Source organism: Anaerovirgula multivorans, assembly GCF_900188145.1.
GTDB classification, from domain to species: Bacteria; Bacillota; Clostridia; order Peptostreptococcales; family Natronincolaceae; genus Anaerovirgula; species Anaerovirgula multivorans.
The window spans coordinates 1-13,431 of record NZ_FZOJ01000040.1 but is presented as its reverse complement, the minus strand read 5'-3'; the positions used below and the strand labels follow the sequence as shown (position 1 = coordinate 13,431).

Annotated in this window: 10 protein-coding genes; 5 read left to right on the top strand and 5 right to left on the bottom strand. The window is 37.8% G+C overall.

The genetic code is table 11. The annotated features are described in order from the left end of the window. Nucleotides 1-24 precede the first annotated feature (24 nt). From CHB72_RS22675 to CHB72_RS22655, 5 genes are all read right to left on the bottom strand, one after another. Nucleotides 25-1,980 carry a molybdopterin-dependent oxidoreductase gene (locus CHB72_RS22675; protein ID WP_089285153.1) on the bottom strand — a complete coding sequence of 652 codons (1,956 nt, stop codon included), beginning with the start codon at nt 1,978-1,980 and terminating at the stop codon, nt 25-27. A gap of 153 nt (nt 1,981-2,133) precedes the next feature. Further along, complete coding sequence (locus tag CHB72_RS22670; RefSeq protein ID WP_089285152.1) at nt 2,134-3,240, bottom strand: GerAB/ArcD/ProY family transporter; 1,107 nt, start codon at nt 3,238-3,240, stop codon at nt 2,134-2,136. Between the two features lie 108 nt (nt 3,241-3,348). Next, a complete protein-coding gene (locus tag CHB72_RS22665; protein ID WP_089285151.1) occupies nt 3,349-4,446 on the bottom strand; it encodes a Ger(x)C family spore germination protein in 1,098 nt (365 codons plus the stop codon). After that, nucleotides 4,430-5,536, bottom strand: a complete 1,107-nt coding sequence (locus CHB72_RS22660; RefSeq protein WP_089285150.1) for a GerAB/ArcD/ProY family transporter — start codon at nt 5,534-5,536, stop codon at nt 4,430-4,432. The genes CHB72_RS22665 and CHB72_RS22660 overlap by 17 nt, the downstream gene beginning before the upstream one ends. Before the next feature lie 19 nt (nt 5,537-5,555). Further along, the gene (locus CHB72_RS22655) at nt 5,556-7,124 is read right to left on the bottom strand and encodes a spore germination protein (protein ID WP_242975237.1); all 1,569 of its coding nucleotides are present in this window, start codon (nt 7,122-7,124) and stop codon (nt 5,556-5,558) included. Nucleotides 7,125-7,333: 209 nt separating this feature from the next. Here CHB72_RS22655 and CHB72_RS22650 point away from each other — a divergent pair, with 209 nt between their 5' ends. From CHB72_RS22650 to CHB72_RS22630, 5 genes are all read left to right on the top strand, one after another. Further along, nucleotides 7,334-9,262, top strand: a complete 1,929-nt coding sequence (locus tag CHB72_RS22650) for a sigma-54-dependent Fis family transcriptional regulator (RefSeq protein ID WP_089285149.1) — start codon at nt 7,334-7,336, stop codon at nt 9,260-9,262. 203 nt (nt 9,263-9,465) lie between these two features. Next, nucleotides 9,466-11,232 (top strand): aldehyde ferredoxin oxidoreductase family protein, encoded by a 1,767-nt coding sequence (locus CHB72_RS22645; protein WP_089285148.1) that lies wholly within the window; start codon nt 9,466-9,468, stop codon nt 11,230-11,232. 205 nt (nt 11,233-11,437) lie between these two features. Then, nucleotides 11,438-11,767 carry a MoaD/ThiS family protein gene (locus CHB72_RS22640; RefSeq protein ID WP_089285147.1) on the top strand — a complete coding sequence of 110 codons (330 nt, stop codon included), beginning with the start codon at nt 11,438-11,440 and terminating at the stop codon, nt 11,765-11,767. A 31-nt stretch (nt 11,768-11,798) separates the two neighbouring features. Beyond that, nucleotides 11,799-13,004 (top strand): tungsten cofactor oxidoreductase radical SAM maturase, encoded by a 1,206-nt coding sequence (locus CHB72_RS22635; RefSeq protein ID WP_089285146.1) that lies wholly within the window; start codon nt 11,799-11,801, stop codon nt 13,002-13,004. Nucleotides 13,005-13,100: 96 nt separating this feature from the next. Then, nucleotides 13,101-13,328 (top strand): MoaD/ThiS family protein, encoded by a 228-nt coding sequence (locus CHB72_RS22630; RefSeq protein WP_330397114.1) that lies wholly within the window; start codon nt 13,101-13,103, stop codon nt 13,326-13,328. Nucleotides 13,329-13,431 lie beyond the last annotated feature (103 nt).

Here is a 13,431-nt window from a genome sequence, read left to right as displayed (position 1 = left end):
ACCTCCCCTAAAAGGGAGGTTTTACTATATGCCTTCAATTCTGCATCTACAATTATTATAAATCGCTTGATCTCCTAAATCAGAAATTCCCTCTGGTGTTAGGTTATTGACTCCTTGGTTCTTTAACCACCAGCCTTCGTAGGAAATGATGATATCATCACCTACGCCGTCATCTAGCTTCACCTTTACTTTTAGTTCACCGCTAGGAGAAATGAGCATCACCTTCTGTTCTTCCACAAGATTCCAGCGCTTCATCGTTTTATCATTACAGAAGATTTCTGGGAACCTACCTTCTGCTACATCCATATAATGCTGAGAATGTAAGGAGATTTTAGGATGCAGGGTTAAAAAGTGTAGTGGATAAGCTGATTCTTTTTTATCAACATAGATTATCTCAATAGCTGGATCAATCAATTCAAATTTACCAGAAGCAGTAGCAAATTTCTTATCCTGCCATGGAATGTCACTGCCTTCTAATTTAAATCTTTTCCCCTTTAATTCTTCAAAGGTACATCCTAGCTTTTCTATAAGAGGTTTCAAGGCTCTTTCTAGATATATCTTAGGATTATTATAGTTTTCTAGGAAATCCTCCATTTTCATATACTGAGCCAATCGATTAAAAATTTCAAACTCATGTTTTACTCCTTCGATAGGTTCTAATATTTTTTCTGTATAAGTACAATGACTGTGCCACATGGAGGAGAAGATAAAATCCTCTTCTTCATAAATGCCAGTGCAGGGTAAAACATAATCTGCTAGTGCTGCTGTATCCGTCATAAAATGATCAATAACTACTTTAAAGGGGATAGAGCTAAAGGCAGCAATAGCTTTTTTTGTATCTGGTATTTGCACTACAAGATTACTCTTTGTTACAAGGATCCCCTTTATTTTTTCTCTATTCTCTAGAACATATTTAGAAAATAAGGGGCGCTTAAAGGAGGTAGATGTCACATCACTATGAACATTCGACACATAATCGGAATCAATGTAGCCAGCAATATACTTATTGGCGTAGTTAACACCACCACCAGAGATGCCGATATTTCCAGTAATAGCTCCTAATGCATCAATAAGACGAATATTCTTCCCTCCATTACGATAACGCTGTAGACCATAGCCTAAAATGATAGAAGAAGGCTTATTGTCAGCATAAAGGGAAGTCAATTCATAAACATCTTCCCTCATAAGACCTGTGGGTTCTATCAAGGTCTCTAACTGTAATTCGTTTAAATAGTTCTTGTAATCATCAAAGCCATTACAATGGTTCATTACAAAGGCCTCATCATAAGATTTTTCTTCTAAAATAATTTTTCCCATCGCCATAGCTAGATAACCATCTGTCTCTGGTCTTACTTGATAATAGTAGTCAGAAAAGGAGGCAGTGGCAGTTTTTATTGGATCAATCACAACAATTTTTGTTCCCTTTTTTTGAGCTTCCTTCAGAAAAGGAACAAGATGGGCATTGGTGAAGGCAGGGTTTCTGCCCCAGATTATAATGGTTTTTGCATTGAGATGATCGTGAGGGTCATGACCTAAGACGTTACCGAAATCCGCTGTTTGTGCCTTGATACCAGCCCCCCAGCAAAGACTGCCCTTAGGGACGGCAACGCCACCGTAGGCGTTAAAGAAAGCAGTGTCAATGTTCTTTAATAATCCTCCATGACCGTCTTCGGCATAGTGAATAAGCGTAGTAGAGCCATAGTTTTTTTTAATATCCATAAGCTTATCGCCGATTTCTTCTATAGCCTTTTCCCAGCTAATAGGTATCCACTTACCCTTGACCTTTTTCATCGGGGAAGTGAGACGTTTAGGATGATTGATTTTTTCTAATAGTTGCATTCCTTTTTTACAGATAAAACCTTTGGTTATAGAATCTCCGTCATCTCCCTTAACATCAATGATTTTATTGTTGTCTAATGTTACTTTTATAGAACAAACATCAAAGCAGTCTAATGGGCAGGCGGTTTTTATGGTTTTCATGATTTTTCCTCCCTTTAAGGTAATTCTATAAAACTATTATATAGCCTAAGGTATCTAATGAAAAGATAGATATCAAGTGTTTTTTATAGCAGCCTAATCTATAACAGCCAATAGCTGGTTAGAAAAAGTGTTATTATCAACAAAATGAATGGTTCAACTATTTTTTTTATCAATACTTTTTTTCTCTTTAATAAAGTACATAATCAATAGCAGGAGTGGGAGGGCAAGGCCATAAAAGGTATAAATTTTCCCTATTGTGTCACCAAAATCTACCACTTCTGCTGTGTTTTGAGGATAAAGAGACAAGAGATAAATTACTGGAGCTAGAATATAGGCAAAAAAACTAGTTTTTTTTGCAACAAAAATATTTTGCAATACAATGCAGGAAGCTAAATATTGAATACCAATGGTGGCAAGAACCGTAAAAATCCAAAAAATAGTAAAAAAGAGCTCTAATCTTTCGATAACTGGGAAGATAGAAGCTGATAGATAGCTAATAGATGGATACAGTACCTGTTGAATTTCCTGGGGACCATAAAAAGCCATTTGGGATATAACAAGGGCAGTATAAAACGCAGTCACAAGCATGATAGATATAACAGAATATTTCATAATAGGTTTTTGCTTGTCTGAAATATATGGATAATAAACCAAAACAATTTCAGATCCCCCAAAGGCAAAGAAGGAAGGAACGACCCCCTTTAGAATATTTACTATACCAGCTCCACCTATAGGTCTCAAATTAATCAGAGAAGCTTCAGGTAGACCTACAAATATTAACACAAAAAAGGGAATCAACATAAATACGATGACTTCATTAAATCTAGCTAGAACCGTTAATCCATTTCTAATCATATATAGAGCGGTTATGACAATTATGAAGTTTAAGATATATATAGAAGTATTAGGTAAAAGCCAGGTATAAATCATTTCAGATAATAAACGAATGATGGTGGCGGTGACCAAGGCCGCATAAAAGCAATAGCTAATGGCAACTAAATAGCCCAAAGGTTTTCCTAGTAAATAAGAGATATATTGAAGGAAATTATATTGAGGAAACCTGCTGATGGTGTATACAATAATAATCATGATGAAGCTGATGAAAAGACCATTAATGAAAACAGAAATCCAAGCATCCTGCTGAGAAACTGCTCCTACTAGCCTAGAAAGATCTAGAACACCAGCACAAATTAAGAAGCTAATAATAAGGATATGCAATTGTATAGCAGATATTTCTCCGTTTCTATATTTTTGATACATGTATAACCGTCCCTTTCCTTACAACACCATTCTTTTTTATTGAAGTAGCCATGCTGGCGGAGTAAAATTTGACTTTAAGTTAAGATTATGGTCATAAGATAGATCAACCTATGGAGTCACCCCCAAGGCTCTGATTCTAACTGTAGGATTCACATGAATGATTGCTTTTGCAAATTGATCATTCCAGCTTTCGCCGTCAAAATACTCAGGATGGTTGGCCTTAACATACTTCCCATAACCAATATTATCATTCTTTAATTCATTTTGTAAAATATCTAAAGCATTCCTCAGGCTCTTTTTAATTTTTTCTTCAAGCTGTGTTTCAAGCGCTTTAATACTATTTGCCGACAACATTTCATGCTTAGGGGTATGCTCAGATAGCACACAATTGATGAAAATATCGTGATAAATATGGAGCTCTCCATTGATCAATTCCGTCTTGATTTTACCGCTGCCTCCCTTTAGGTTGATGGATACAAAGCCGTCCATAAGCTCAAAGGTATAAATTCCCCCGTGAATCTCTCCTCTTAATAACATAAAAGCTCTGCTATTGTCCCCGCTAAAATATTCAATCATTTTATCTCCTTGAAATAAAGCGACACAGCCTACATTAAGCTCTGTTTTATCAGCTCCATAGCAGATAAAGGGCATTGCAGGCTCAATGCCATCGGCATAATACTCATGGCTAAAGTTTCTTAAGGTAGTAATAGGTACGAGGGTAGCTTCATAATTTTGTTCAATTGAGTCAAACAAAAAGGTGCTGATAAAGAGAGAGACAGGAGGTTCCATGGTAAGCATATCAACTGCTCTATCAATAGCAACTGCAAATCTCGTTGTTCCCCGGAAAAGGGGTTCCCTTAACATAGAATCAATATGCACCATAATTCCTTGCTTTGCAACTTCTTCACTAAAAATAATAACCCGAATATTATCATAAGAGATTTGACGATATACCTTCTGCTGAAGATTGTTTTTTGCTCTCCCTAGAGAGGGTGCCTCTGTAGAAAATTCATGTTTTTTTTCGGGTGCCTCTGGAATAATAGTGGGGAAACCAATAGTAAAAAAGTATTGGTCGGGGTTATCATTACTAATATCAATGCCTAATCCATAGACGATTAGCAACTCTTCTAAATCTGTGGCATCCCAACAGCCTGCCAGAGAAGATATCAGTATTAATAAAACGAATACTTTAACTATTTTCTTCATAATGATTTTTCCTCCCTTTAATAAAGTACATAATGAATAAAATGAATGGAAGCAGCAGGCCAAAGAATATATTAAGCTTTCCAACTTTATCCCCATAATCCACTACTTCTGCTGTGTTTTGAGGATAAAGGGATAACAAATAAACTACTGGAGACAAGAGATACACAAAAAAACTGGTTTTTCTGGTGACAAAAATGTTTTGCAATACAATACAGCCTGCCATATATTGTATGCCTACAGTAACCAGCACCGTAAAGGTCCAAAAAATAGTAAAGAAAATTTCAGTTCTTTCTATAATGGGAAAATCAACAGCGGTTAAGTAATTAATCGAGGGATACAGTACTTGTTGTATTTCCTGAGGACCATATAGGGCAATTTGAGCGGCAACGGCAGCTGTATAAAATATCGTAATCATCAAAAGAGCTGAAACGGAATATTTCATAATAGGTCTTTGTTTGTCTGAAACATAGGGGTAATAAACCAAAAGCGCCTCATAACCAGCAAAGGAAAAAAAAGAAGGAATGGTGCCCTTTAAAATAGGCACTAGACCAGAACCTCCAATGGGCCTTAAATTGATAAAGGAGGCTTCTGGTAAACCTACAAATATCAAGAGAGCAAAAGGGACCAGCAAAAAAGCAAGTGCCTCTGCGAACCTGGCTAAAGCTGTTATCCCACTTTTGTTCATATACACTACTGTAATAACAATGATGAAATTTGCAATGTATATTGGGGTGTTAGGCAACAGCCACGTATAAACCATTTCGGATAAAAAGCGGATGACAACTGCAGCGACTAAAACCGCATAAACACTATAGGCAATAGAAACTAAATAACCTAAAGGTTTACTTAACAAATAGGAGGTATATTGAAGAAAATTATATTGAGGAAACCTACTGATGGTGTAAACGATTACTATCATAATGAAGCTAATGAAAAGCCCATTGATAAAAACAGAAATCCAAGCATCCTGCTGTGAAACCTCTGATACTACACGAGCGAGTCCTAAAACCCCAGCACCAATAGACATACTAAGAATGATAATAAATGATTGTACAGCAGATATTTCTCCATTTTTATATTTTTGATACATTGATGAACAACCCCTTCATTTACCATCTTGTTTGATTCTTTTGATTGGAGGTTTTAGGCCGCTCTTTAAAGCGCCGTAAAGACCCACGGATCAAAGCATCTTTTGTTACATCAGCATCTAGTGGTGCTAGTGGTGAGAGATAGGGATAACCAAAAGATTCTAAGCTGCACAGATGTACAATAACCCAGCTCCAGGCGATAATGATGCCAAAGGCTCCAAAGGTAGCTGCCATTAAAATAATGGGAAAACGGATCATTCTTAGAGCATAGGAGGTGCTGTAGTGGGGTAGAATATAGCTCCCTAGGGCAGTAATAGCTACCACGATAACCATCGTAGGGCTAGCGAGGTGAGCTTGTATAGCAGCCTCTCCTATAACGATGGCCCCTACGATGCCTACTGTTTGTCCAATGGTGCCTGGTAAACGGGCACTGGCTTCTCTTAAAAATTCGATAGTTAGTTCCATTAATAATGCCTCTATTACCGGTGGGAAAGGGACTTGGGCTCTTGTTCTAGATAAATCAATCACCAAATCCATAGGCAGCATTTCATGATGAAAGGAGATTAATGCCACGTAAACAGAAGGTAAGGAAGTGGCAATAATAAACCCTAGCAATCGGAGGAGTCTTGTAAAATTTCCATAGAGAACCCTTTCGTAATAGTCTTCAGGAGACTGAAAAAGCTGAAAGAAGGATATGGGAAGGATTAAAGCCATAGGGCTGCCATCCACCAATATAATAATTTTTCCCTCCAATAGATTTCCGCAAACTTTATCTGGACGTTCTGTTATTTGCATTTGAGGAAAAGGGGAATATGGGCTGCTCTCTAAGTATTGTTCAATATAGCCGCTGTCGAAGATGCCATCAATCTGAATCTCATTCAGTTTGTTTATAATATTTTCTAAAGCCTGTTTATTCACGATGCTCTCCATATAGATCACAGAAACAATCGTTTGGCTTTCGCTACCGATGATTAAGTTTTTTGCCTTTAAAGAAGGACTCTTAATTTTTTGTCGTATAAGTCCTATATTCGTATGAATATTTTCAATAAAGCTATCCCGAGGTCCACGGATGATATTTTCTACAGGAGATTCTTCTATACTTCTGCTATCTCCTCCTACTGTGTTTAGTATTAATGCAACATCATAATGTTCTATCAGCAAAACAGTATTACCTAATAAAATTGTGGCTACAATCTCTTCGAAATTATTCACCCTGCTGATAGCATGCACACTAACGATTTCTTCAATAGTATCTAGTATGACTTCTTCTTTCATATGATTGTCGTTGTTTGCTAGGCTATAAAAGCCTATTGGTTTGATAACATTTTCATTAATCTCTTTGGCATCCACTAAATTGTTTGTATAAATCAATAACAGATCAATAATTTCCTCATCTCTATAGAGCTTTACTTCTCTATAAATAATATCATCGCAATCTTCAAATATTGTTTCTAAATGCTTTCTATTCATTCCAATACTTTCTGAAAGGTTGAATTTAGAATACACTTCATTATCTTCATTATCTCCACTAACTTCATTACCTTTAATAAGTGGTTTTGGATGTTTAAAAATCTTCTTTGGAAATTTCAATAAAGAACCCTCCATACTTGTTTTGTACAATTCATTCTCATTTTATTATGAGATTTTTCTTTTTATTTATACCTTTATAGTTATCGATACTTTGAAGAGTAAAATGTTTCCTTGATAAAACAAAAAATACCACTATACAAAGCAGGAATAAAAGTGAGAAAATTGAATTAATAAATATATAGGAGTTAAAGGATGGGGGAGGAAGTAAAATGAAAACAAAAGACTATATTGAGAGATCCCACCAAAGATCCATCGGATTTGGAGTAGATTATAATCGCATATACAGTTCGAAAATTTTACAGGGTGATGAACTTCAAAAAAAATTGGAGCAAAATAGCGATCTTATTGTAACGACAGAACCTTTTATGAACCAATTATACAACTTTGTTAAAGGCTCCTGCTTTTTTGCTATTTTAACAGATGAAGAAGGATGTATTCTAAATCTTATTGGAGACGAAGATGTATTGGAGGTGGCCTTTAATCTGGAGATGATACCTGGAGCTTATATGAATGAGGAGCATATAGGAACCAATGCTATGGGCACAGCCTTGGCAGAGGGAACTCCAGTACAGGTTTCAGGAGAAGAACATTTTATTAAGGCCTACCACCGGTGGACTTGTTCGGCAGCGCCTATTAGAAATGCTGAAGGGGTTACTATAGGGACCTTGGATCTTACTGGTTACAGTCATCTTGTGCACTCCCATACACTGGGTATGGTGGTGGCAGCTGTTCATGCAATAGAACAGATGCTGCGGATTAGAAAAACCAACATGAAGCTGCAGTTAGCTAAAAAATATATGGAAACCACTATTGACTCCATCACAGTGGGAATTTTTACGATTGGACCTAGAGGTTATATGAAAACCATGAATAAAACCGCCAGTGAAATGCTGGGCTATACCCACGAAGAAATTATCGGCATGAGGGTAGAAAATTTAGTAGAGGGCTGGAACGGGATACAGGACAGCGTAGACGAGCGTGTTACCTACCTAGAAGAGGAGGCCTTTATCAAGGGAAGAGAAGAAAAAATACATTGTACCTTGAGTGCCTATCCTATAGTAGGACCCAACAAAAACCCTCAAGGAATTGTCTGTACCATCAAGGAAATAAAAAAGGCAAGAAAACTGGCCAACAAAATAACAGGAAAGCAAGCCTGCTATACCTTTGATAAAATTATTGGCAGAAGTGAAAGATTTTTAGAAATTTTGAAGTATGCAAAAAAAATATCCGATAGCCCTTCAACAGTATTGATTACAGGTGAAAGCGGGACAGGTAAAGAGGTTTTTGCCCAATCCATTCATAATCATAGCAGCCGTAAAGATGAAACCTTTGTTGCTATTAATTGTGGCGCTTTGCCTCGAAATCTTATAGAATCTGAGTTGTTTGGATATGAGGAGGGGGCCTTCACAGGAGCTAAAAGAGGAGGACATCCTGGGAAATTTGAAATGGCGGATGGAGGAACCTTATTTTTAGATGAAATTGGTGAAATGCCTTTGGATATGCAAACCAATTTGCTTAGGGTATTGGAGGAAGGAAAACTCTTTCGTGTTGGTGGCACTAAGGAAATTGAAGTGGATGTTCGAATTATTGCCGCCACTAACAAGGAATTAAGACAGGAGGTTGAAAAGGGGAACTTTAGAAGAGACTTATATTATAGATTGAATGTATTGCCGCTAAAACTGCTACCCTTAAGGGAACGAAAGGAAGATATTCCCCTTCTAATAGACTATTTTATGACTACAAAATCTCTAAGATTGGAGAAAAACCCTGTACCCCTGTCTAAAGAATCAATAGAAGAAATGATGAATCTTCCCTGGTATGGTAATATTCGAGAACTGGAGAATATGGTAGAACAAATCATTAACGCCGAAGGTGACTATCTATGGGAAGATAGCAATAATACAAAGCTTAGAGAAAAGCTAACTGTGATTACGAAACAAGATAGCCTAGAAGAGGTGGAAAAGAAACATATTCAAAAGGTATTGAAAAAGGCCGATGGAAATATTAGTCTTGCAGCGGAGGTACTCGGAATTGGTAGAAATACCCTCTACAGAAAAATGAAAAAATACGTTATAAATTGTTCTGAAATGGAACATTGTAACGAAACAGAACAGCCGTTGATAGAAAAAGCGTTCTAATACGGAACGATCCCTATGCGGATTAAAAAAGTTTGCAGAATTTTATGATATGAAAACGTTATATTTCAATAGTCTTGTTTAAAAAGATTCTCCTATAATAATTGGTATGATAATTGCATTATATATAATCTAAAGGATAACTACATTGTATATAATTGAGCAGAAAAATTAAAAAAAATACAAATTATTAAGGAGGAAATTTTATGAACAAATTTATCAGAGTTGACATGACAACACTGAAGGTTACTACTGAAAAAGTTCCTGAGAAGTACGTAGGATTGGGAGGTCGTGCACTTACTTCCAACTTCGTTAACGACGAAGTGAAACCTACTTGCCATGCCTTGGGAAAAAACAACAAACTGATCTTTGCTCCTGGTCTACTTAGTGGTACTACTGCTCCTAACTCTGGACGTATTTCTGTAGGAGCTAAGAGCCCATTAACTGGTACCATTAAAGAAAGTAACGCGGGTGGTTCTTTTTCACAAAAGATGGCTAAAATGGGTATCAAAGCTTTAGTTGTTGAAGGAATACCTGCTGATGACAAATTCTATGTTATTAAAATTGATGGGAAGCGTGTTACTATTGATGAAGCTCCAGCTGAGATTCTTGGAGGATGTGGTAATTATAAGGCTATCGAGGTGTTAAGCGGAAAATATGGCGAAAAAGTTGGTATTGCTCTAGCTGGCCCAGCTGGTGAATACCGTCTACCTTCTGCGAATATTTCTTTCAAAGATCCAGAAGGCAACATCCGTAGTGCAGGCCGTGGTGGTTTAGGTGCGGTAATGGGTTCTAAGAAGATAAAAGCTATTGTTATCGACGATACTGGTGCTGGTGCTGTTCCTATCGCAGAACCAGAGAAATTTAGGGCAGCCTCAAAAGTATTTGCTAAGGTTATTTTAGATCACCCAGTTGCTGGTCAAGGTTTAGCTGCATTTGGCACTAACGTGCTGGTTAACATCATGAACGAAGCTGGGGGTCTACCATCCAAAAACTTTACCACTGGTCGCATAGACTGGAACGATAACATCTCCGGTGAAACAGTAAATGCCACCATTAAAGAGCGTGGCGGCGACGGTAAAGTTTCCCACGGTTGTCATGCTGGATGTGTCATAAGATGTTCTCAGTGGTATCCTGATAAGCAAGGTAAATACATCACCAGTGGCTTTGAGTATGAAACAATTTGGGGTCTTGGTGCTGATGCTGGTATCAAGGATTTAGATGAGATTGCTTATATCGACCGTGAAATGGACGATATAGGTGTTGATAGTATCGAAACTGCTGTTGCTGTAGCTGCTGCTATGGAGGGTGGTTTGTTGCCTTGGGGTGATGGTAAAGCTGTGCTTGATGCTGTCAAGCAAATTGCTGTTCCCACTCCACTGGGTAGACTCCTTGGTAGTGGTACTGAAGCAATCGGCAAAGCTTGCGGTTTGTTCAGAGTACCTGTAGTCAAAGGGCAGAGCATCCCGGCTTATGATCCCCGTAATGTTAAGGGTATTGGCTTGACCTATGCCACTACACCTATGGGCGCCGACCATACTGCAGGTTATTGTATTGCTAATAATATCTTAAGCCTTGGCGGTTTTATAGATCCGCTTAAGAAAGAAGGCCAAGTAGATATATCCCGCTTCCTGCAAATAGGCACTGCTTCCATCGACAGCACCGGTTGTTGCCTCTTCATCTGGTTTGCCTTGGCGGATAGTCCGGAAGGTATCCAAGCCTTGGTCGACATGATTAATGCCCAGTATGGTTTGTCACTGAGCGTTGAAGAAGCGGTAGTTGAACTCGGTAAGTCTGTGCTTAAGGTTGAACGTGCTTTTAATAAAGCTGCTGGCTTCACTAATGCTCATGACCGTCTACCTGAATTCTTTGAGTATGAGCCTTGTGCGCCACATAACTTGGTTTGGGACTTCACTCCTGAAGAAATCGACGAAGTTTACAATTTTGAAGGTGAAGAAGCTTTAAATAGCTGATAATTAAATCTCCGGTTTTTGCCTTATGGGCTATGGAGTCATAACATCCTTGTTTAAGTATATGACCCGAATCTTTGATTTGGAGTCAGTCGCTTATGCAGAGTGAAAATAAAAAGCCGGACTTAGGTCCGGCTTCAAATTTTCAAATATATATTTTGTAGGGAAGGGTTTATAACCCTTCCTAATAAAGGAGGGATAGATTTATATGTCAGAAGAAACCAAAAAAACCATTGAGGTCAGGGGATTTCTTCATTTAGATGCAGTTTTTCGGAAAAAAAACGGATCCATTCCTTTAATCATGGAGCTTGAGGAGCCAATTACAGGTACTGCTTTGGCTGAGAAATTGGAGATTCCATGGGATGAAGTTGAGGTAATTTTTGTAAATGGTTTCGTCCAGGCTTTAGATTACATTATTCATCCAGGTGATCGGGTAGCTTTTCTACCACCGGGATGTCCTGGGCCATATCGGCTAGCACTAGGATTTTACGGGAAAAATCAAAAAAACGAAGCTAACTTTAAGATTAAAAGAAAATAGTGGATTTTTTTGACAACGAGGGGGAGATAATATGAAAAAGTCCTTTAAAGCCTTGGGAACCGAACTTTTTGCAGCAAGACAAAAGGTTCGGATTGCCAAGGATGGGAGTACGAAGCTACCTGTATCTTTGGAAGGGGGACAAGAAGCTATATTTATTTCCACAGAAGGTGGTTATCGATTAATCCCATTACTACCAGACGTAAAAAGAATATATATCGAGGTCACAACGGAATGTAATTTTTCCTGTATAACCTGTATTCGCAGCTCCTGGCAGGATAAGCTGGTTCACATGGACTGGGAGACCTTTGAGAATATACTGAGGAACCTCAAAGATTTGCCGAATTTGGAGTCGATTCACTTTGGTGGTTTTGGTGAGCCCATGATGCATCCAAGGATTTTTGATATGCTGAAGGCGGTAAAAGAACTTGGCTTGAAGGTAGAGATGATTACCAATGGCTCTTATCTACAGGAAGAAAATATTCGACAATTGATAGATCTAGAACTGGATATTCTCTTTACTTCTTTAGACAGCCCTGATGAGGAAGAGTATAACGAAATTCGACAAGGTGCCAACTTCCAAAGGGTTTCTCAAAATATCGCAAATTTGCAAGCTATGAAAAAGCAGCAGAAGGTCAAAAAGCCGGAACTGGGAATCGAGTTCGTAGCCATGAAAAAGAATTACGCCAAGCTGCCGAAACTGATTCGTATGGCTTGTAATCTAAATGCCAGTCAGATTATCGTGAGTAACTTGTTGCCTTATCACGAATCCATGAAGGATGAAATTGTTTATGATATTGATGATACCGATACTGGACAGATGTTTGGTAATGAATCTCTACTGATCACAATCAAGGCTCAAATGTCTAGTATGAAATTAAGGACAGACCGGAGCTGCAAGTTTATCAAGGATAAATCTTTGTGTATCAACTATGAGGGGAACGTCAGCCCATGTTATGCTCTGATGCATACTTATCAATGTTATATTTACGGAAGAAAAAAGGAAATGTATGCCTGCTATTTGGGGAATGTAAATGAAAAAAAGCTTCAAGAGATATGGATGGATTCTGGATATGTAAATTTCAGACGAATTGTTAATGAAAATCATTTTCCTTCCTGTACCGATTGCAGATCACTTGAAGGCTGTAGTTATACCGAGAGCAATGAGATGGATTGTTGGGGCAACAGTCCATCCTGCGCCGAATGTCTTTGGGCCAGACAAATCATTGCCTGTCCATAGAGAAAAACTACTGTTAATATTATAGATGTTGGCATCTAAGATAAACTTATGGCTAGGGAACGACGACTTTGTCGTCCTGCAAAATAGGAGGTGAAGATGGTGCAGGTAAAAGTAAAACTATTTGCGACGCTTAGAGAAAATCGTAAGAAAGAGATGATGATGGATGTTGAAGAAAGTACTACGCCTAAAGATATCATTGAAAGGTTAAATATTCCTGCTGAGGAGGTAGCAATCATATTTATCAACGGAAGAAGTGTAAAACTCGATAGAGTTTTAGAGGACAATGATACTGTATCAATTTTTCCTCCTGTAGGTGGAGGATAAAGATATACCACTGTCATCAACTTAAGAAAATAAGTTTTTTGATCCTTGAAAATTGCATAAGAATATAATTAACAAATAGTGCTAATTCACTATTGACAAACAA

What these genes read in the sequence shown, in the direction of transcription:
- CHB72_RS22645 (WP_089285148.1), top strand. Translation starts at nt 9,466, where the DNA reads ATGAACAAATTTATCAGAGTTGACATGACAACACTGAAGGTTACTACT.
- CHB72_RS22660 (WP_089285150.1), bottom strand. Translation starts at nt 5,536, where the DNA reads ATGTATCAAAAATATAAAAATGGAGAAATATCTGCTGTACAATCATTT.
- CHB72_RS22630 (WP_330397114.1), top strand. Translation starts at nt 13,101, where the DNA reads ATGGTGCAGGTAAAAGTAAAACTATTTGCGACGCTTAGAGAAAATCGT.
- CHB72_RS22675 (WP_089285153.1), bottom strand. Translation starts at nt 1,980, where the DNA reads ATGAAAACCATAAAAACCGCCTGCCCATTAGACTGCTTTGATGTTTGT.
- CHB72_RS22640 (WP_089285147.1), top strand. Translation starts at nt 11,438, where the DNA reads ATGTCAGAAGAAACCAAAAAAACCATTGAGGTCAGGGGATTTCTTCAT.
- CHB72_RS22635 (WP_089285146.1), top strand. Translation starts at nt 11,799, where the DNA reads ATGAAAAAGTCCTTTAAAGCCTTGGGAACCGAACTTTTTGCAGCAAGA.
- CHB72_RS22670 (WP_089285152.1), bottom strand. Translation starts at nt 3,240, where the DNA reads ATGTATCAAAAATATAGAAACGGAGAAATATCTGCTATACAATTGCAT.
- CHB72_RS22665 (WP_089285151.1), bottom strand. Translation starts at nt 4,446, where the DNA reads ATGAAGAAAATAGTTAAAGTATTCGTTTTATTAATACTGATATCTTCT.
- CHB72_RS22650 (WP_089285149.1), top strand. Translation starts at nt 7,334, where the DNA reads ATGAAAACAAAAGACTATATTGAGAGATCCCACCAAAGATCCATCGGA.